Source organism: Acidianus ambivalens, assembly GCF_009729015.1.
GTDB classification, from domain to species: Archaea; Thermoproteota; Thermoprotei_A; order Sulfolobales; family Sulfolobaceae; genus Acidianus; species Acidianus ambivalens.
In genome coordinates, this window is record NZ_CP045482.1 from 528,018 (window position 1) to 547,680 (window position 19,663).

A 19,663-nucleotide genomic window follows, 5' to 3' on the forward strand; every position below is an offset into this window, starting at 1 on the left:
CTGTTAGAATAGAGTAATAATATGCAAGTTTATTCCGTAATGAACGATCAGATGTGCGTAGGCAATACAATAAATTCACAGTCATATGATATTATCGTAGATAATGATAGTGGGATCTTTATAAAATTCTCTCAGTTATCCTTTTCCGTAGAAACTCATGAGGCTATTGTAAGTATATATAGAGATAAAGATGGAAGAATTTCTGCCATAGACATTGAATATAAGGATGAATAAGCATGAGTCAAATTCCTAGAGTTAGCTATATTATAGAAAAAATAGAGCCTATGGTTATTAATTTTAGGATAGAAGATGAAAATATAACTGTTAGAATATTTTTAATTCCAATAGCCGTATATTCTCAGGATATTAACAATATAACGCCAATAGTTAGAGTAGTTATGGCTGTAGATACTGATAAACCCAGACTGGGAGAGTTATGTAATCCCGCTAAAATGGTTTCTCATAGGGCATTTATTCCAAGTATTAATGAAGTTAATGAAGGCGGCACTGTAATAAAAGTGAATGAGAAAAAGTTTTTGCTTAAACTAAAAATTACAAACATAAACGTTTATACTGATCTGAGAGATGAATTGGGAAACCCTTGTGTGAATATCTCATGGATTTTATTGACGACTGCAGAATAGATTGCGAGTTTATTAGTAGTGAGAATAAGAGGAAATTATTGGAACAATGAATATTAATTATTAAAGAACTTTTGCGTAATAATCTTGTAGATGAAGAAAAAATATGTGATGCATTAAATTTTGTGCGTAATAATATTGATAAATATTCTTGTTTACAATGCTATATTAGCGGTGATTATGACACAGGAAATTGCGCTACTTCATGCATAGTAAAATTTAGAAAAAGTTTTTGTTTTGATTTAAATTCTGTAATAAAGATAATAGTTATAGCTGAAGAGTATGGTGGGAAAGTTATAATGGCTACGTTCTTCCCAGTTACTAGAAATAAAGATTTTGAAAGGAAATGCGGTAATAGATTTCTTCATATATAGCTTCTTTTTCTTTATTCAATTTTTATCAAATATAATGTTAATTGCTTGTAACTTTATTCTATTTAGAGAATTTATATTAGAAACATGAGTCTTAATGAATTCAACTCTTTCACAAAGCATTTGCCTAGGAAACTCTTTAATACTTAATTTTAATATATATGATTACGATGAGGCGTAATTCTCTTACGACGGGGCGTAATGAACTTAAATTTATAAAATTCTTTGGCCCCGCCTGGTTAGTTATGATGGCCGATATGGACGCAAGCAGCATAATAGGTGCAGCTCAGACTGGGGCATTGTTTAAGTACGGATTTATTTGGATAATGTTACTTTTAGCAATTCCTCTATATATTGTCCAAGAAGTCTCTGGAAGAATAGGCATAGCCACAGGAAAAGGGCTTGGAGAAGTAATTAGGGAAAATTATAGTAAAAAACTTGCTATTCTCATGGCATTGCCAATGGCTTTGACTGATGCAGTAACTTATGCAATAGAATACCTTGGAATAGGTATAGGCTTAGAGGTAATCGGAATTCCCTTAATTCTTTCAATTCCCTTAATTTACGTAGTTCACATCATGATTGTGACAAAGAGAAAATATATACAAGCCGAAAGGTTTCTACTACTGATTTCTGCTTTTCTCATCATAAGTTTGTTCGCAACGCTCTTCCTCAGAGGTATCAAGCCTTATTCTCCTTTCTACTTCTCGCCATCACCTCAATTCCTATTCTTAATGGCAGCTACAGTAGGAGCAGTCGTTATGCCATTCATGTTGTTTTTCCAAGCATCTGCAACTGCGATAAAGTTGAAGGAATTAGGGTATTGTAAATGTAAGGATACTGCAATAAAACACATGAGAAAAGAGACTTTACTAGGTGCAGTTTTTACTGAAATATTAATGGTAGTTGTTGAGATGGCATTCGCAGGAATAAACGTAGATCCTTCTACTTTTGCTTCGCCCCAAGAACTTTCGTCAGTATTAACTCCATTAGCCGGTAGTTTATCTCCAGTAATTTTTGGACTGGGTTTAATTTCCGCAGGATTTTTGGCCTTAGTAGTTATTTCTCTGGGAAGTGCTTGGGGCGTTGCAGAAGCCTTGAACGTAAAGAACGTAAATATTATTTATATAGCTGAAAGCATTCCGGCAGTTGTATTAACGTTATTAGTTCCTTCAGCAAATTTAGTTTGTATTGTTTTAGATCTCTTAGTCTTCTTTGTTTATGCGTTAATTGGTCCAATTATTATATTAGGAATAATAAGTAGGAATAAGAAGATAATGGGCGAATACGCATCTAGAGGTCTTTCTTACTTTGCTTATTGGATTTCTTCAATAATTCTCCTAATAATTGCTATAATTGCTTCTTTATCTTCGATCTGAATTTTTCTCAGTTACTGGTGAGTATAAAATGTATAAGCATTAGTATAAAACATAAACTTTTTAAGCACTACATTTTTCTCATTACATATGGCTGATAAAAATTCCCCTCAGCAAAATAAAAACATTGCAGCTCAATTAACTGCAAGAATAGATAGACTTCCCGTAATGGTTTTACCTCTATCAGTAGTTTTATCTTTAGCCTTTGGTTATTTCATAGCATTATATGACGTAATAGATGTAGGAATAGCCTTTTCTGCAACGTCTTTAAAGTACACTGGATTAACTAGCACTGAGGCTTCAATAGTAGTATCCTTAGGATTATTTGGTTACATTCCCGGAGCCTTATTGCTAGGCTACCTAGGTGATAGGATAGGAAGAAAACCAATGCTAATGACTACTGCAATGCTAACTGCTATTGGTAGCTTAGGTAACGCATTCTCTAGTAACTTTGTAGAATTCTCTATATTTAGATTTATAACCGGAATGGGGATTGGAGGAGACCTAATACTAGTCCCTACATACCTTGTTGAGATGGTTCCTGCAAAGAATAGGGCAAAATACTTTAACCTAGTATATATTGCAGGTTGGGCAGGCTTAGGATTAGGTCCCTTCATGGCATCTTATATTGATGTCGCAAATCCAGCAATAGGTTGGAGAGTAATATTCTTAGTAGGAGCAACTTTAGCCTTCATAGTTTTCGCAATTAGAGGTCACGCAAGCGAGACTGTTAGAATGCTAGCGTTAAAAGGTAAGATAGAGGAGGCGGAGAAAGTTGTAAAGGATATGGAAGAGAAGGCAATGAAGAAGACAGGCCTTACTACATTACCAGAACCTATTGTTTACACTTTTGAGCATAAGAAAGTTGATCCATTCTACGTATTTAAGAATCCTAAATATAGAGTTAGAGTAATTGCTGTAATGCTTTCAATATTCTTCTTCTATTTCGGCGAATATCCTTACTTAACAGAATTCTTGTTATGGACTTCCACTGTACCTTCACTTAGCTCGCTTTCCAACCAAATAACGTTATACTATGGAGACGCAGGAATTGCAACCTTTATAGGAGCTATATTACTTAGGACAGTTATAGATAAGGTAAGGAGGCCAATACTCACTACAATTTCATATTTCGTCGGTATGGTTTTAGGTGTAGCTATAGCAGTAATAGGTGCTACTTCGGCTAATTTAACAATGATGTTAACAGGCTTCATTTTAGCTAATTTGATAGGTGTAGGGTGGGGTAATCAGTTAAATTACTTGAACGGTACTGAAAACGTTCCAACCTATGCCAGAGCAACATCCTTCGCCTTCTCCGACGGAGTTGCTCACTTAGGTGCTGCAATATCTACAGCAATTATACTTTCAATAATTCCTGTTCTAGGCGCAGTAACTACTTGGATAGGATTCCAAATTCCAATGGTTATAATGGGCATAATATTAATCTTCGTACTGCCTAATACTATAGGAAAGAGCTTAGAGGAAATTAATGAGGCTACTGCAGGAGTATAATTTATTCAAAATATTTTTTTAATAAGGAGATTAAGAGATTTTTTAGAAAAATTTAAATTCTTAGGATGAGAAGTGGTTATAGAGTCAAATGTTCAAGAGAATATTAGTAGGATTTGATGGTTCTAAGGAATCCTTAAGGGCGTTAAATCTAGCAATTAATCTTGCAAAGCTTCACGGTGCTTCAATTAAGGCACTGGAAGTTATAGAGCACATGCCAGTAATTTTGGAGGGTTATATAAAGGAAGACACGTTAAGAGATAGAGAAAGGATAATTAAACACACTGAGATAATAAAGAGAATTTCAATAGAGAACGGAATTAACATGGACTACGAAGTTGTTAGAGGAGATCCTGCACTCGTTTTATCTAAATATGCTGAGAGCGAAGATTTTGATTTGATTATTCTAGGTAAGAGAAAATTGAAGGGATTAAAGAAAGTGTTCATGGAGAGTGTGTCTTCTAAGGTTTTGGATATTTCTAAGAAGCCAGTTTTGGTGGTAAAAGAATAGTTATAAACTTTTACGGTCAATCTTAATGAATTTGGCTATAATCTTTAGAATCTAGGAAGTTATGGAAAGAAAAAATCTCTTTACCTTTTCCTTAATATAATAAGTGAGACTAACGCAATTACTATTACTAAGCCTATTATTCCTAAGTAAATGGTAAGGTTACTTGTTGGAGGAGCCGTTGACGTAGTTGAAGTTGAGATTTTTGGGGTTGTACTACTCGTTACAATTGTTGTCGATGTAGTAGTTATTGGCATGACCTTAACGCTTTCTAATGTTGAATTAATAGATGAACCTAGTTTACTAATTGCTTTTATAGTTATTAAGTAAGTCCCGTTAGACGTTACATTATAAATATAATATCCAGAAGGACTTGTAAACTTTTTAACCAAACTTCCATTGATAAATAATTGAACGCAAATTAAATCTTGAATATTTCTAGCATTATAGCTTATGTTTAGTAAAGTATAGCCAGGATAACTCTCTGTTGTAGTTATTATTTCCGGCTTAGGGATGGCAGTTACATTTGGCTTGACTTGAATAGTAGTTATTATACAAGATTTTTCACTACCCAGGAAGTTTACTGCTAATACGGTTATATTATAAGTTCCGTTTTGGTAAATATAGAAGGGTATTGAAGCTGAAGGAGACGAAATCTTACAAACTATTTTACCGTTTATTAGAATTTCGACGCATGATACATAGTGAGAGTAATAATTAGGCTCTGTATAATTAATTAACAATACAGTCATTCCAGAGTATTCGTTTTCTTCAATTTGCACTTCTGGTTTGCAAGGTAATGACGGATTATTTACCTTCATAAATAATGGAGTAAAAGTAATATTTACGCATATCCCGGACTTTGATATACTACTCGTTATTGTTATATTCTCTAGTATTAGCATAGAGTTAACATATCCTACCAGATTAGATTCCGAAAATGAGTAAACTTTGAATAAAGACGGAATTTCTATTTTGTTAAACTCTATAGCCTTTCCCCCCATTAGATAGTACATGCATATTGTAGTCCCTTGTGTAGATACATAACTTATTGACACTATATTATTCTGTACGAAGACTCCTAATAATGGCTCATTTAAAATTAAGTTATATAATTGTTTACCGCAGATATTATATATCGAAACTACAGTTTCGTTATATTTAGTGAAATTAACTAGTACAAATTCTGAATAATTGCCATAAATCGGTAAACCTAATCCTTTTAATTTAAATATCTTGCTTCCGTTAATATAAAGGCCATAAACGTCGCCTATAGAATATCCTATGGAATAATGTAATGAGAGAGAGAAAGATATGCTTACGTTTGATACAATTATTATCTTTGAATTAAAAGTAACTATGTAGTTTACTGTAACTGGTAAAGAAATATTATCGATTAGGCTAAAGTTGCGAAAAACTAAGAGGTGATATTCATTAAAGATCTTACATAGAACCAAGATCTCACTACCGTTAGTCTTTACGGATAATATATTTCCATTAATTAAAGTCCTAGGAGAAGACCATGCAGTACCGTTAAATAGCGAATACTCTACAGAGGATTTATAAGACCAAACGGCTAGCACTTCGTTTTCGTACAATGCAGTTGAAATAGAAGTTACGTTTGTCTCGTTTGTGAGGTAAAACACTTTTCCGTCGTAGGTAGTATATATTCTGAACGTAGCATTAGATAAATAGTTAGTTATATTGGTTAGCGAAGTTAAGTTATATGCCGTCAGAGAAAAGTTGAAGAATAATTCGAGGAGATTTCCTTTATATTCAATAAATCCGTAGGGATCTGCAATATTTCCTTTGAACGACGCCTTTTTTATTGTTATAGGCAATGGAGTTAGCCCAAAAGAATGAGAAGGTATAACGCTCAAGACCAATAATAGCAAAAAACCTCCTAGCATGATTAATTTTGGAATTGACATATCATTTTATGTCTAAAACGCTATAATAAATCTTTTCCATATTAAATTTCATCTTTTGGGATAGATTGCTCTAGTAGTTCTTAACCATTCTCTAAAGCATTTTAGTGAACAAAAGCCGTAAACTCTCCTAGTATGTGAAGACCAGAAAACGAATTCGTAAGGACCGTAAACACCACAATTAGTACATTCACCTACATCTGTAAAAGTTATAACGTTCTTTGCTCTCAAGTCGTCCATATTTGCTTTCTTTGATTTTAATCTAATTAAAATTTTAGGCGCAACATTTTAAATTACCGAACGATAGTAAGTCTTGTGAAAAACGTAATAGAACCTTGGGGAGTTAACGTACCTTTTCTCATTTTGGCGTTTATCTATTTTGCAATAGGCGGATTCTCATTAAGTTTGGATCCCTCAGTTCACGGATATTTTATGCTTTTAGGCGCATATTCACTTTACGCCGGAATGATACTTAGGTTATTTTTTCCTGCTAAAAAATACTTGATTTTACACATTGTAACTCTTATTCTGCTTTCTATTCCTCTTTACCCTCTTATCTCATTGTCCTTCTTCTTCCTGACAATAGTGGAAATTTGGGGTCTAAAGGACGTAAAATCTTATGGTAGTAAGTTTCCTATAAATATTCTAGTTCTTTCTTCTCCTCCTCTTTCCTTTATTTCTTGGTTACTTTTCCCAATTTTAGGATATAACCTTCTTATAATTTCCTTATTACTTTACCTGCTAGGAATTAATGAGGGCATATTTTCCGCAACCTTAGGTTTAAAGCCTAAGTTTGGAATAAAGCAAATTCCCATCCTTCTGCTTGTCTTTCTCTTTTACTTGAGTTATAGTCTCTTTCCTCTCATAATCATAGCTTATTTTGCTTGGCTATTTTATGGAGTAAAGAAGGTAAGAAAGAATTTATCGGCCTTATCGGTAGTTTTGTCTTCTGCATCCACTTCTATAGGAAGCTATTTTTTGGGAGAAACCATCCACGCATTTGCCTTAGGTACAATGGCTCCTTTCTTTTACAGTTGTATAACGTACTCTACGTCCAGATATAATTACGATAAAATATACATAATTTCAATTCTACTTTCGTTGTCCTATTTCCTTAGGTTCGTGTATTTTCATATATCGGGAATATTTTTCGTTGCTTCTTCTCTCCTTTTCCTCTATTTAATTAAGGATAACTTAACGCTAACTACATTAAAGTACGGTATGTCCAAAAAATACTTAATTAAAAAGTTAAATTAAATATTATGATTTCTTTAGACTTGCTAAAGCTAGGCGAAGCAATTCATGGTTCAGAGAAGGAGAAGGAAATTCTATCTATTTTAGAAAAAAGATTGAAAAGCTATAGTAAGAGAATTGAAGCGAAAACAAAGGAGTGGGTAATTAATAATTTTAGCGTTAAGCTTAATGGAAAAGAAGTTACGTCAACCTTAGCTCCATACACTAAGGGATACGTAAAGGGAAAGGTAGGAAGAGAAATTCTTGAATTTCCTTTTCCAGATCACCCGTTTAAAGTAAAGGATTTCTACTCTTACGCTCTTTCTCAAGGTGCTGAGGGAATAATATTTTATGAGGAGGGAAAGACAAGAAGGATAATAATGCCTGACGTTAAAATTCCAGTTATTTTTCTTCCTTTTAAACCAGAAGGCTATGTAGAGATTGAGGCGGAATCATTTCTTAGGGACTCGACTTCTTACAATCTAGAATTTACCATAAAAGAAGGAGATGATTATATCTTACTTGGAGCTCACGTAGATCACTGGCTTTCTGGCTTTCACGATAACTTATTTTCTATAGACGTTGTACTTAATTCTTTGGCAGAAGTTAAGAATCATGGTCTAAAAGTGGTTTTCTTTTCTTCAGAGGAAGGACCTAAGTGCTGTACCGGTTCATTACAGTATCCTAAAGGCGATGTTTTCACTGCAATAATTTTTGACGCCCTCTATCCTAGTAGGGTAGTTTATTCATCAACTCCAGATTTGTGGGATTTTGCAGGTCTATTTCCGTTAAAGAGAATAGAAATGCCTACTCCGTTTTCAGATCATTTCTCTTTTATACAAAAAGACATTCCTTCTCTAGTTTTATACAACGATGATTTAATACCTTATTATCACTCCGATAAGGATTTGCCTAATCCTGGAGATGAGAAATTCTTAACTAAGATTAGTGAGTCTGTGAAGTTGTTATTGCATGAACTAGATAAATTATCTATGAAAGATTTGAACGAGAGAATGAGTAAATTTGGCGAGAGGAAATTCGTTGTGGACTACGTTAATTTAACCACTTCCTTTGCAATTTCAAGTAATTCCTTAGGTCCTAGGCTTAAATCGCCATAGTCAGGCAGTTTTTCTTTTAAACTTATTAAACTTACTTTTTCTGCTACTTTGCTCATCTTCTTTATCGCTTCCCTAGCTTCAGAAGTTGAAAATTCGCCCATTTTAATTTCAAAAGCCCATATAGGTTTCTTCTTTTTCACAATAACTACATCGATGTCCTCCTTAGGAGAATAATATTGAATTCCTCCAAGATATTTAGATAACATTTCACCTACACTGAATTGGACTTCTTTACCTATTGGTAGATAGTCGATTTTAGCATCAGTTTTACTTATAGCGTATTTTGACTCTGCGTATAACGATAGGGAGAGAGGAGGAGATTTTACTTTATAATAATTTTCTCTAGATAGAGTAGGAATCTTTTGAACTAATCCCATTTTTACTAACTTATTGACCATTGAAGATATTGTTCCTTCTCCGCCCTTTGGCTGAATTATGCAAGATATTTCAGACGTTTTCCAAATTCCTTCCCCAAGTAGCAAAAGGATTTTATAGTAAGTGTCAGTTAATTGCCTTTCTTCTTCTTTAAACACTTCTCCTATTAATCCCTTAGAAATTAGAGAGAACTCCTTTAGTCTATCAACGAACTCTTCGTAGCTGTCTATGAAAGGGATTATCCAAGGATCCCTATAGATAGTGGAAAGTACCGGATCTTTAACCTGAGTTAGAACATCTTCATAAGATATTATATCTATTTCCAGGGGAGTAAAGAGGCCTAATAATGGGCTGTTCCTATCAAACACCTTGTTAACTATTCCGTAACTGATCCTACTAGTACCAAGATTCCATTTTTATCCCAATTACTGATCATGCTCCAATAAATATCCGGTAATCTTTGAAACTCGTCTATTACCGCTATGCCGTTGCCAACAGTTTCCAATAAACCGTGAAGTTTATATACTTTGTATGTAAAACTAATTACAATGCTAAAACCTAAAGAAGTCTGCCAACGCTTAGGAATATCATACCGCACTTTACAGAGCTACGTAAAGAAAGGATACATCAAACCAGTAATACTACAGAGTGGAAAGTGGAGGTTCAGAGAAGAGGACGTAGAAAAGTTAATGGGTATTGTAAGAAGGAGGAAAGTGATACTTTACGCTAGGGTATCATCAAACGCACAAAAAGACGACTTGGTGAACCAAGTAAAATATTTACAAGAACAAGTAAAGGACTACGACCAAGTAATAACAGACGTGGGTTCTGGGTTAAACATGAAGAGAAAAGGATTCCTCAAATTATTAAGAATGATACTAAACAACGAAGTGTCGAAAGTAGTCATAGCTTACCCAGAAACACTGACAAGGTTTGGTTTCGAGATAATAGAGGAAGTGTGCAAAGCACATAATTGCGAAATAGTAGTTCTTAATATGGAAGACAAAACACCAGAACAAGAGTTGATAGAGGATTTGGTCTCCATACTTGTATCATTTAGCGGAAAACTCTACGGAATGAGGAGTCAAAAATACGAAAAGGTGGAAAAGTGTGTCGAAGAACTTAAGAATTAAATCACTCCAACCAGAGGAGGAGTACATTTACCTAACTTACTCCTTGGAGAATGATAAGAAGGAGGAGACGAAAATATTATTAGAGAACTACAAGACACTACTGCAAAAAGCTTTAGACTGGTTATGGGAGAAGGTGAAGGTAGAGAGAAAAGAAGCGAAGAAAGGTAAGAAAGTATTTACGAAGGTTAAAATAACCTTGCCTAAGAAAAAGCAAGTATACAATACGCTAAGGGATGAGTTAGAGAATATCAACAACTTAGCTTCACACTATGTTGATAAGGCAATTAATGACGCTTACTCAATACTGGAAAGTTGGAGGAGGAGAGTCGAGAAGGGACAAGCGTCATTGAGTAAACCTAGATTGAAGAAGGTTTACGTTAGGATTAAGTCAACTCTTAGGAAGGTTGATGGCGAGAGAGTAAGGATTACAGTAAGACCTTACGAGTATATTACCTTCTCTTGGTCTCACACTTGGTTCTCTAAACGGGTTAAGGGGCTAGAACTAGGTGAGCCCGTGATAAAGGAGGATAAAGTGTACCTGCCATTTCGTTACAAGTTACCTTGGTTTACTCCCCTTGACTTTCTCTCTATTGATAGTAACCTCTATACTCTAGACGCATACGATGGAGAGAAGTTCGTCACGTTTTCCATCAAGGAGCTTTACAGTCTAAAATAGGGTATGAAATTAAAGAGGAGTAAAATACAGTCTTTTGCTTCAAAGCACGGTAGGAAGGGGAAGGAATTGATGAGAAAATATTCCCACCGTGAGAGGAACCGTGTACTGGATTATGTTCACAAGTTCGTGAATAAGTTGCTGGAGATGTATCCTCTCACGTTGTTTGTTGTTGAGAAGTTGAATAAGCAAGAGATGTTTAGGGATGCTAACGACTCCCTTTCTAAAAAGATTTCACGGACTGTGTGGAGGTCGATTCACCGTGTGCTAAAGTATAAGGCTCCTCTTTACGGTTCCTTTGTTAATGAGGTTAACCCGCACCTCACTTCCAAGTCCTGCCCCAGATGTGGATGGGTTTCCCGAAATGTTGGCAGGACTTTTCATTGCGAGAGGTGTGGGTTCACTCTAGATAGACAATTAAACGCGTCATTAAATATTTACCTCAAGATGTGCGGGTTTCCCCACATCCGTGAAATACCGCGGGTGTGGGTTGGGGTTATCCCGCTAAAGGGGCGGAGGGGTAACGGGTTTACCCGTGACTCTGGTGAAGCCCAAGGGCTGAGAATTAGATACAATTTCATGAAAATTCGATGAAGCCCAAACCCCTCCTTTATGGAGAGTTTCTTTAACTTCTTTTATTGCATCGTCAATTTTAATCACTTTATCGTCTGCAGTTATTGCACTATTTGAGTCAGTAATTAAAACGTAATAATCCATTTGAAGATTCTTCTTTACTAGCGTGCTTTTTCCAGTTTTTCTCCTACCGTAAATCAAAGTCCAATTCTTTATTTTTCTTATTTTCTCTTCTTCTAGTCTCCTAATATATAGTCTCATAAGACTAGTCTTATAGGACTAGTAAAAAAAGATTATATCTCCATGGAAAGGAACTAAATATTTAAACTTCATTGAAAGGAGATTGTTAAACGAGTTAACAGCCTTTTCGTAATCCCAACAGAAAAATTTGAAGGGTGGCGAAATTTTTCCTTTAATATTTCTCACTGCGTCACCTACTATTAATAGGTTTCCGTCGTATAATGCTATATGTCCCGGCGTATGGCCTGGAACATTAATTACCTTAAAATTACCTATTTCTTCTCCTCCTTTCAATTTCACGTCAACAGTGACTGGAGAGAATCTCATAGAATTTATTCTCTTCATTGTTCTTTCAAAGTCTTCTTCACTTACTTTTAGTTCGTCCTTTACGTCGTCGTACTTTAAGTTGAATTTTTGTTCGTTCTTAGATAAATAGGGTACTTCATTTTCGTGAGCATAAATCTTTGCCTTGGAAATTTTCTTAATCTCTTCAGCATTACCAGAGTGGTCTATGTGATAATGAGTTATGACAACGTCTGAAATGTCCTCTAATGAGTAACCAAATGACTTTAAGCCTTTCTCTATGATATCTAGGTAGCCAGGCAATCCTGTGTCTATCATCATTAGTCCGCCGGAAGGCCCTTTTTCCACTATTGTAACGTTATGATTGAGTACTGTTCCAAAAAATTCCGGTTCAAATAATTCAATGATCCTTACTCCCTTCGTTAGAAGCATCTTTACTAAACCTCGGTATTAATTCTATTGGTGGTTTAATTTTGGGTAAGTTAATTTCTGACAGAGGCTTACCTTGAACTGTTATCACTTTTTCGGCAATAATGTCACAGTACCTGCATTCCTCGCAACTCCTAGTCTCACATGAATTGTACTTAAAGTAAGATAACCAGTTTGGAGGGAACTTTGTATTATCAACATAGACTTGTGTTAAGACGTCGTAATCGTTGGGTCCGTTAATTTTCTTCATAACTGCAGGGACTGCTCTTCCTTGTGGATAACTAACAATATCCAGTAAGTTTCCTTCGTATCTTCCTTGTGAGTACGCTTTTACAGCCCTTACTATCCAATCTGTTTTCTTGTTCCTGCTGGCTATTTTAAACCTGTCAATGCCTAATTCTTCATAATGCCTTAAATCCTCTGGTCTAATCCACCTCATTCTTATAATATTAGCCAAATCGTTCCTTACGTCTGTTGCACAGAATAAAATTGGATACTCAAACCATACATTAACTTCAGAGTCAGACTGAGAAGTTACGGAAGAAACAATATCGTGAGTTCTCCTATATGGACATCCCCAAAGGCATGAGTTATTCAATATGAGCTCTATGTCAACCTTATTCCTAAACTTTGATAGAGAATTTAGGAGAGAAAAATTCCTGTTATCGTCCTCATGGAGGATTATTGTATCGGCACCCATGTTAACGTATTCCTCGAATTCCCTTATGTTATAAACTCTGGAGAAGGAAGAAATTGAAATTTCTAAGTCTGGATACTCATTTTTTATAAAATGAACTAAGAAAGGCATTGCTACTATAAAACCGTCAACACCAAGGTTTACTAGGCTATCTATTTCCTTCTTTAGGCTTTCTAAGAATTTTTGTGAGTATTCCTTACCGTTTAATGTAGCAGTATTCATCGTGTAGAGGAATTTAATTCCTGCATCATGTGCTATTTGAATGTGTTCCTTCAGTCTTTCTTCGTCAACTTGAGGTAAAACGAAGGAAGCCCTACCGTGGCCTGTCAAGGTCTTGGTTTTACTACCAAAAATGTACCTAACTGGGTACTTTTTAAGCTCGTCTATTAATTTATCGTCAAAGTTTGTCCCTACTACGAGTCTCATAAATCAAGTTCATAATTATCATATTTAAAATTTTTTACTATTAACGGAATTTATCATTAATCTCGATAGAACATTATAAGAGAAATATATAAAATATATAGGCATATAGAGCTTCAATTCTTCATAATAAGTAAGGAATAAAAGAAAAGTTACCATTGTATAGAAAGATGCCAACATATAAGAATAAAGTAATTCTGTTTAGATCAATCTATAGTGTATTTCTCGGTTTTATGAGTTTTGGGTTTACTCAAACCGAAACGATATTTGGAAGTAATTAAATATAATGAATAGTTACGTGAAAGTGTTATAGTCTAATAAGTATATATTCTAGTATATACAAGTATATCCTATGAAGGTCATAAGTGTAAAGGTTCCTGAAGAGATCTATGAGAAAATGAAGGAGCATAAGGAAATAAATTGGAGCGAAGTAATCAGAAATGCTATAATATCTGAGTTAAATGAACTAGAAGGTATAACTACAGGGAATGAACTTATAGAGAGACTTAAACGACTCGGTGTAGATGAAAAAGATATAAATGTGGAACCTCCTCAAGGTGAGGACGAATTTCAGAAAGAATTAAAGAAAAAATCTACGATACGAACACCTTGATTAAAATTCATAAGAATAAATCTCTCCTATCTAAGATTAATTATGTAACAACGTCCATACTAAATGTGATACAGTACCCTCCAATACTAGATCTAAAGGAGAAATTGACAATAATTTATCCCACAAGAAGTGATTACGAACTTGCCATAAAGATAATGGTTAAACTAAGAAAAATAGGGGAGCCAGTTAACGCGGTGAATATAATTTTATCTTCTATTGCGATAAACAGGGACATGATAATAGTGACTAACGATAATGATTTTGAATCAATTAAAAAAGTTGAAGAGAGATTAAAGATAGAAAAATTATGAGATAAAAGGGAAAAAGTTGTTAATAATAAATTAAATTATGATATTACTTTGTTATCGTGGCTTTCTCTTCAACTAACTGCGTTCCCTTAGTTTCCTTTAAACCTAACGTAGCTAACGCTGATATTATTCCCCATAATGCTAAGAACGTAGTAACTATCCAAGAATTTGCTAAATATTGTGAAGGCAGTCCTAGTAGTCCGACTAGTAATATTGGCATTAAACCTCCTTCAACTGCTGCAGCTAATTGCATTCCATAACTTGCTCCACTGTATCTATACTTTGTAGGAAAGCTTTCTGGGTAAAATGCAGCCATTGATGCATAAGGACCGTAAGCAGCGAAACCTATTAGGAACTGCATTATAAATAATAGGCCTAGATTACCGCTTAGGAATCCGTAAACATAGGGATACGCAAATGCTGCTATTAGGATATCTCCTAATATTAGTGAGGCTTTTCTACCAAGCTTATCACCTAAATAGCCGAATATTGGAGTTGAAACTAATCCTGCTATTGCGAACACGTAAATTAGCGCAGAAGTTATTGGCATTTGTACTCCTAGAAAGTTAATGTAAGCTGGATATCCCAAGCTTTTTCCTACTACCTTCAAATACAAGCTAGGCATTACCGTTGCTGGAATGTAAACAGCCATGAATACTCCGCCTATTGCGAGCATTAATAATATTATAGGCTTCCAAGCGTACTTGAAGACCTCTATGGAAGGAACTTTACTTATTTTTCCTTCACTCTTGATTTTCTCAAAGGGTAAACTCTCTGTTGCCAAATACCTTAGGAAAGCTCCTAGAAATGCTACGCTACCTCCAACTAGGAATCCTATCCTCCAACCTATTGTTACGAAATCCTTGCTAAATGCCAACAATACTGTAGCCGCTCCTATGAAACCTATAGGTGAGGCAATTTCTATTAAAGAAGTTATTAAAGCCCTCTTAGAGGTAGCATGTTCAGATACCCACGTCGCTACTCCTCCCCATTCTCCGCCAACGCCCAAACCTTGTAAAAATCTGAAGGCAAATATTGCCACTGGCGCTATTATTCCTATTGTCGCGTATGTGGGCATTAATCCTACGGATATCATCGCTATTCCTACTAGCACTAGGTCAAAACTTAATGCGTGCCTTCTTCCTAATCTGTCACCTATATGCCCGAAAACTGTAGCACCTAAAGGCCTTGCAAAAAACGCTATTGCATATGAAGATACTGAAGCTAACATTGAAATTAAGTAGCTTTTTGACGGGAAGAATAATGTAGGGAAGGCTAGTAATGCTGCGTATATGAATAGGTAGTAGTCGTACCACTCAACTATTGTTCCTATTAAACCTAGGAGTGCAACTCTGGAGATGGAAGACATAAGTAAAGTGTAAGGGCGCGAGTTTTTAAGCATTTCTATTTAAATAGTTAAAAAATTAGAAATTAAGTTTTCTAAGCATTCAAGAGATTTATATATTCATAGAAATATATAAATTTAATAAAGTAGAGGAAAATTATGAAAAGATTTTTTATATCTACGGCGTTCTCTTTTATATTGTTTATTCTTATCGACGATAAGATAAATAATTTATAAAGAAACAGCGTAATTTAATACATTATATTCATCAACAAATATTTATGCATTTGAAGTTAAATTTATTATTGATTTCACGATATAATAGATTTTTAGTAGTGCATTAAGAGTATTCCTTGATTTTTCAAAGAAATCTTTTACTCCTCTTTTCTCACTCTCAGAATTTATGTAATTGATGTCCATTACATCACGTTGTGCACAATAAACGAGAACTGCTTTATTTCTATCTTCTGTACTATTACGGAACTTTCACGCTTCTAAGTAAATTAATACTACCTCTTCCGGAGGAATAATGTAAACATGAAAGAGTCGACTTGTAACTTAAGTGAAGGTTTATGTTAATTATAAACATTGTTAATTGTACTCATGGCATGACCTTATCTGGTAGTAATAACTGTTTTTGAAATTGAGAATTAAAGTTATTACAAAAAGATTATCATTATATTTTAACAATGTTTAACGTTTTATATAAGGCTTAAAATATGCAAAATTTTTAAATATAATAAAAAAGATAAGATTGTGGAAGCTACATACGAGTTTGAAACTACGGAAAGCCCTGAGACCGTGAAGGAGTACTTAGCTAATCCTTATAACTTAAATGAAATACGTTCCTAATTTTAAGGATTTGAAAGAAACGGAAGATGGATGGGAGCTTTACGTTCATTGGTTATTTACTATTAAATTGAGAATTATAAGAATAGTTACAAAGGATGAGATAAGTTATTTAATAAAGAAGAGTGATGGAATGATAAAATTGAACGCTAACTTGAGGTTTATAATTTTACCCACTAAAGGTATAACTAAAGTAAATCTGGTCTTCTTTTACCAAGGGCCTTTTGAGCGTTTTGCAAAGAGACAAGCAGATGAGTTTTACAAGAGGGGTGTGAAATTATTTGAGGAAGACTTAAAGAAAAGGGCAGTTGTTCAAACGGCTCAAGGTCAAGAAATTCCAGTTTATAACATGAGGACAATCCTAGCTAAGAAAATTCAAAAAGATTAGCTAGAAGGTATATTAGAAGATGCTATGGTAAAGAGTGTAGATAGAATGATCGTTCTCATTCTATCTGATGGTAAAAATAACGTTCAACTAACCTTTAATAAAGGAGACGTAATTTCTAAAAAAGGGGATTTGAATTCTCTACAAGGTGAGGTAACTGTTATAATGAAATCTCCTTAATAATATACGTTAATAGAATCCAATTTAGGCAAAACTTTTGCTACAATACCTCTTATAAGTGAGTACCAAAGTTTTGAAGGTAATCTTTCATTTCTAGCATCTATTTCACTGTCAATACTTTGTGTTTTTATCTTCATTGACATTGCAATTCTTTTAATTCCATAAACACATTCAGCGAAAACAGGACAAGTTGGGCAAGCGTATTTACTGGATGACATATCTATTGAGATAATTTGCTTTCCATTGAGGTAAATTATACCATCATCGAATTTCAATTCTTTTTCACCTTTAACGAAAGGCAGAATTAGCTTAAAAGCTAGAGCATTGTCTTCTATTAAGCCAAGTTTCTTCATCGAATCTAGGATATAGTAATAATAACTTTTGCTTAAGCCCAGTTTTTCCCTATCGTCGCTGGCCATTACCTTCAAATAAGTATCAGAGGTTAATTTATTGAAAGTCTCCCTACTAACTATTATTGCTTTACCGCTGTCTTTTACTGGTCTATCCGTCGTTATAATTCTATAATCGCACATCTTAAGATGAAATTCTCGTATAAATCTAAAAGGATTTCTAAGAAAAGTCCAAGGTATATACTATTAACGACCTTTAACACTTTTATTCAAGATTATGAATAAAAGTAAAAAATTATTCTAACTTAAACTCCTAGACGAAATATTTTAATAATTTCATGATGGCCTCATAACTTTTCTTTCTACAATCTATTCCATCGTAACCCTTCTTGTTTAGTACTGAAAAGAACCTACAACCACCAAGGCATAGAGGCATATAGGGACAATCTTTACATTTCTTCCACAAATTTAAGGCCCTCTCGCCGGAAAGCTTCTCGTAAATTACTACATCTCCGTCCTCAGTAAGGTAACCCTTTACGTAAAGGGAATTCCCTGTAAAAGCCCAACAAGGGTAAATATTTCCGAAAGGATCTACTACAATATCCTCATCAAAGTGAGCAACGCATAAACCTAACCTAAATACGTCTTGAGGTATTTCAAAACCTTCATCCTTAGCAGTTTCCCACAATTTTACAAGGATTTCTCCTTCTTCGTCCTTAGGGAACGTGTAATCCCAGTATTCGTTCCTAAATACGTTATCGTGAACTAAATGCGGGTCAAGCCTAACTTTAGTTATGCCGTTTTGCTTTAAATCCCTCAAAAGGTCTCTAAAGGAATCCAGGTTATTTACGTCTATATTAACCCTAAGGACAACATTTACTTCATCTTGGATTTCCTTTAAGTTCTTTAAAATTATATCGTAAGATCCTTTTCCTCCAACGAAATACCTTCTCTTATCGTGAACTTCCCTAGGGCCGTCTAAAGTTATTTGCACGTGAGTTAAACCTAGGCTCTTCAATTCGTCAAAAACGTGTCTAGTTAAGAGTGAACCGTTTGTCACTATACTGAAAGAATACTTTAAATCCGAAAGTTGAGTGGAAATTTCCTTGATTCTTCTTAGCTCTAATAAAGGCTCTCCGCCGAAATAAGTTACCCTAACTTTCCTACCGTTTGCGTGAGTTCTGACGTATTTTATAAATCCTCTCACTACTTTATCGCTTACGGAGGAATTATTCCTAAAAGCCTTTTGAAAACAGTAAACGCAATCAAAATTACATCTATAAGTCAGTACTAGTGTTGGTTCTAACACTTCTTTCTTAAATTTTTGTAAGAACTCATCAAAGGTTGCTGAAAATCCTTCTTCTATTATATCCTTTAGTTCTTCCGGCACTTCACCTTTTTTCAACTTCTCCATTTCCTCGTCGGTCAATCTTATTGCATAGCCCGTTAACGTATTAAACATGATTTTATAATCGTCAAGAAAAATATTGTATTTAGATAACATTTTATTTCTCCCTCCTACTTATTCTCCCCAAGAGGGAGAGTATCCGCACCTTCCTATTTTCCTTTCCAGTTTAGCTACTTTCCTCTGCATATGAAGAGGTAGCAAGAGCTAATCTTATCTTTAGAGAATTATAGTCTAAGGAGATATATGTGAAACCTTGTTAAACAAATTCCGTCAATTATTACCTTCTCACGTTTCATCGTTTTCTTGGATATATAAAATTCTTTTCATAATTTCTTTATTTTATTAAAATAAACTAAATATAAACATAGAGAGTTATGAAGAAAAAAGGGATAAAGAAGGTTAAGTATTTATTTCTTGGAATATTTTGTGGTATGGTCTTCCTTCTAGTATTGTTTTTCCGTATGTTGTTGTTTCTTTGTAGTCTTTGCTTAGTATGAATTTTTTGAAGGATTCTAGGTCTTTCCATTCGCTGTAAATTAAGTATTCTCTTGGGTCGTCTACTCTCTTGTATAGTTTTGCGTCAATAAAACCAATGTCGGAATTTTTTAGTATTGAAACCACCTTTGAAAATGTTTCCTCAAATTCCTTCTCGTGACCCTCCTTTACCCTATAATAAAGACCAACATTTATCATAA

At 34.5% G+C, this 19,663-nt stretch carries 25 protein-coding genes and 1 pseudogene; 14 read left to right on the top strand and 12 right to left on the bottom strand.

The window, feature by feature from the left end; all coding sequences use genetic code 11:
- Nucleotides 1-21: 21 nt before the first annotated feature.
- The 6 genes from D1866_RS03205 to D1866_RS03230 all read left to right on the top strand — a co-directional run bounded on the left by D1866_RS03205 (nt 22) and on the right by D1866_RS03230 (nt 4,408).
- Nucleotides 22-234 (top strand): hypothetical protein, encoded by a 213-nt coding sequence (locus tag D1866_RS03205; protein ID WP_152943357.1) that lies wholly within the window; start codon nt 22-24, stop codon nt 232-234.
- Between the two features lie 2 nt (nt 235-236).
- Nucleotides 237-644, top strand: a complete 408-nt coding sequence (locus D1866_RS03210; RefSeq protein WP_152943360.1) for a hypothetical protein — start codon at nt 237-239, stop codon at nt 642-644.
- A 71-nt stretch (nt 645-715) separates the two neighbouring features.
- Nucleotides 716-1,015, top strand: a complete 300-nt coding sequence (locus D1866_RS03215; RefSeq protein WP_152943362.1) for a hypothetical protein — start codon at nt 716-718, stop codon at nt 1,013-1,015.
- A 242-nt stretch (nt 1,016-1,257) separates the two neighbouring features.
- Nucleotides 1,258-2,391, top strand: coding sequence for an NRAMP family divalent metal transporter (locus D1866_RS03220; protein ID WP_231136379.1), 1,134 nt, complete (start codon nt 1,258-1,260; stop codon nt 2,389-2,391).
- 87 nt (nt 2,392-2,478) lie between these two features.
- Complete coding sequence (locus D1866_RS03225) at nt 2,479-3,900, top strand: MFS transporter (RefSeq protein WP_152943366.1); 1,422 nt, start codon at nt 2,479-2,481, stop codon at nt 3,898-3,900.
- 88 nt (nt 3,901-3,988) lie between these two features.
- Nucleotides 3,989-4,408 (top strand): universal stress protein, encoded by a 420-nt coding sequence (locus D1866_RS03230; protein WP_152943368.1) that lies wholly within the window; start codon nt 3,989-3,991, stop codon nt 4,406-4,408.
- A gap of 80 nt (nt 4,409-4,488) precedes the next feature.
- Here the strand turns inward: D1866_RS03230 and D1866_RS03235 are convergent, their stop codons facing one another.
- Nucleotides 4,489-6,336 (bottom strand): hypothetical protein, encoded by a 1,848-nt coding sequence (locus D1866_RS03235; protein ID WP_152943370.1) that lies wholly within the window; start codon nt 6,334-6,336, stop codon nt 4,489-4,491.
- 48 nt (nt 6,337-6,384) lie between these two features.
- Nucleotides 6,385-6,573 carry a hypothetical protein gene (locus D1866_RS03240; protein ID WP_013776424.1) on the bottom strand — a complete coding sequence of 63 codons (189 nt, stop codon included), beginning with the start codon at nt 6,571-6,573 and terminating at the stop codon, nt 6,385-6,387.
- Nucleotides 6,574-6,648: 75 nt separating this feature from the next.
- Between D1866_RS03240 and D1866_RS03245 the strand changes: the two genes are divergently transcribed.
- Together D1866_RS03245 and D1866_RS03250 are read left to right on the top strand one after the other, a co-directional pair.
- On the top strand, nt 6,649-7,590 hold the full coding sequence (locus D1866_RS03245; protein ID WP_155861035.1) for a hypothetical protein: 942 nt from the start codon (nt 6,649-6,651) through the stop codon (nt 7,588-7,590).
- 20 nt (nt 7,591-7,610) lie between these two features.
- Nucleotides 7,611-8,684, top strand: a complete 1,074-nt coding sequence (locus D1866_RS03250) for a Zn-dependent exopeptidase M28 (RefSeq protein WP_231136380.1) — start codon at nt 7,611-7,613, stop codon at nt 8,682-8,684.
- Here D1866_RS03250 and D1866_RS13270 read toward each other — a convergent pair.
- Both D1866_RS13270 and D1866_RS13600 read right to left on the bottom strand, forming a co-directional pair.
- Nucleotides 8,615-9,427, bottom strand: coding sequence for an ATP-binding protein (locus D1866_RS13270; protein ID WP_152943374.1), 813 nt, complete (start codon nt 9,425-9,427; stop codon nt 8,615-8,617). The genes D1866_RS03250 and D1866_RS13270 overlap by 70 nt on opposite strands.
- An 8-nt stretch (nt 9,428-9,435) precedes the next feature.
- The gene (locus D1866_RS13600) at nt 9,436-9,564 is read right to left on the bottom strand and encodes a hypothetical protein (protein ID WP_269199640.1); all 129 of its coding nucleotides are present in this window, start codon (nt 9,562-9,564) and stop codon (nt 9,436-9,438) included.
- Nucleotides 9,565-9,607: 43 nt separating this feature from the next.
- Here D1866_RS13600 and D1866_RS03260 point away from each other — a divergent pair, with 43 nt between their 5' ends.
- Nucleotides 9,608-10,192: an IS607 family transposase gene (locus D1866_RS03260; protein WP_155861036.1), complete on the top strand. Its 585-nt coding sequence runs from the start codon at nt 9,608-9,610 to the stop codon at nt 10,190-10,192.
- Nucleotides 10,170-11,459, top strand: a pseudogene (locus tag D1866_RS03265) (RNA-guided endonuclease InsQ/TnpB family protein). Before D1866_RS03260 ends, D1866_RS03265 begins: the two are co-directional and overlap by 23 nt.
- On the opposite strand, the gene D1866_RS03270 reads toward D1866_RS03265, so the two are convergent.
- From D1866_RS03270 to D1866_RS03280, 3 genes are read right to left on the bottom strand one after another with little or no spacing between them, the layout of a single operon-like run.
- A complete protein-coding gene (locus D1866_RS03270) occupies nt 11,370-11,699 on the bottom strand; it encodes an ATP-binding protein (protein WP_231136381.1) in 330 nt (109 codons plus the stop codon). The pseudogene D1866_RS03265 and the gene D1866_RS03270 sit on opposite strands and share 90 nt — an antisense overlap.
- A gap of 18 nt (nt 11,700-11,717) precedes the next feature.
- Nucleotides 11,718-12,413, bottom strand: a complete 696-nt coding sequence (locus D1866_RS03275; RefSeq protein ID WP_152942919.1) for an MBL fold metallo-hydrolase — start codon at nt 12,411-12,413, stop codon at nt 11,718-11,720.
- Nucleotides 12,382-13,533, bottom strand: coding sequence for a peptidase U32 family protein (locus D1866_RS03280; protein WP_152942917.1), 1,152 nt, complete (start codon nt 13,531-13,533; stop codon nt 12,382-12,384). Before D1866_RS03280 ends, D1866_RS03275 begins: the two co-directional genes overlap by 32 nt.
- A gap of 349 nt (nt 13,534-13,882) precedes the next feature.
- Here D1866_RS03280 and D1866_RS03285 point away from each other — a divergent pair, with 349 nt between their 5' ends.
- Complete coding sequence (locus tag D1866_RS03285; RefSeq protein WP_152942915.1) at nt 13,883-14,143, top strand: hypothetical protein; 261 nt, start codon at nt 13,883-13,885, stop codon at nt 14,141-14,143.
- A 65-nt stretch (nt 14,144-14,208) separates the two neighbouring features.
- Nucleotides 14,209-14,454 carry a type II toxin-antitoxin system VapC family toxin gene (locus D1866_RS13275; protein WP_231136382.1) on the top strand — a complete coding sequence of 82 codons (246 nt, stop codon included), beginning with the start codon at nt 14,209-14,211 and terminating at the stop codon, nt 14,452-14,454.
- Nucleotides 14,455-14,497: 43 nt separating this feature from the next.
- Here the strand turns inward: D1866_RS13275 and D1866_RS03295 are convergent, their stop codons facing one another.
- Together D1866_RS03295 and D1866_RS13280 are read right to left on the bottom strand one after the other, a co-directional pair.
- On the bottom strand, nt 14,498-15,820 hold the full coding sequence (locus D1866_RS03295; protein ID WP_231136383.1) for an MFS transporter: 1,323 nt from the start codon (nt 15,818-15,820) through the stop codon (nt 14,498-14,500).
- 255 nt (nt 15,821-16,075) lie between these two features.
- A complete protein-coding gene (locus tag D1866_RS13280; RefSeq protein WP_231136384.1) occupies nt 16,076-16,216 on the bottom strand; it encodes a hypothetical protein in 141 nt (46 codons plus the stop codon).
- A 442-nt stretch (nt 16,217-16,658) separates the two neighbouring features.
- On the opposite strand from D1866_RS13280, the gene D1866_RS13285 reads away from it, so the two are divergent.
- The gene (locus tag D1866_RS13285) at nt 16,659-17,033 is read left to right on the top strand and encodes a DUF3211 domain-containing protein (RefSeq protein ID WP_231136385.1); all 375 of its coding nucleotides are present in this window, start codon (nt 16,659-16,661) and stop codon (nt 17,031-17,033) included.
- A 24-nt stretch (nt 17,034-17,057) separates the two neighbouring features.
- Nucleotides 17,058-17,210, top strand: a complete 153-nt coding sequence (locus D1866_RS13290; protein WP_231136386.1) for an SH3 domain-containing protein — start codon at nt 17,058-17,060, stop codon at nt 17,208-17,210.
- Here D1866_RS13290 and D1866_RS03310 read toward each other — a convergent pair.
- From D1866_RS03310 to D1866_RS03320, 3 genes are all read right to left on the bottom strand, one after another.
- On the bottom strand, nt 17,207-17,743 hold the full coding sequence (locus D1866_RS03310) for a hypothetical protein (RefSeq protein ID WP_152942911.1): 537 nt from the start codon (nt 17,741-17,743) through the stop codon (nt 17,207-17,209). The two genes, D1866_RS13290 and D1866_RS03310, sit on opposite strands and share 4 nt — an antisense overlap.
- Before the next feature lie 130 nt (nt 17,744-17,873).
- Nucleotides 17,874-19,064, bottom strand: a complete 1,191-nt coding sequence (locus tag D1866_RS03315; RefSeq protein WP_152942909.1) for a radical SAM/SPASM domain-containing protein — start codon at nt 19,062-19,064, stop codon at nt 17,874-17,876.
- Nucleotides 19,065-19,367: 303 nt separating this feature from the next.
- On the bottom strand, nt 19,368-19,661 hold the full coding sequence (locus tag D1866_RS03320; protein ID WP_152942907.1) for an antibiotic biosynthesis monooxygenase family protein: 294 nt from the start codon (nt 19,659-19,661) through the stop codon (nt 19,368-19,370).
- Nucleotides 19,662-19,663: the final 2 nt, after the last annotated feature.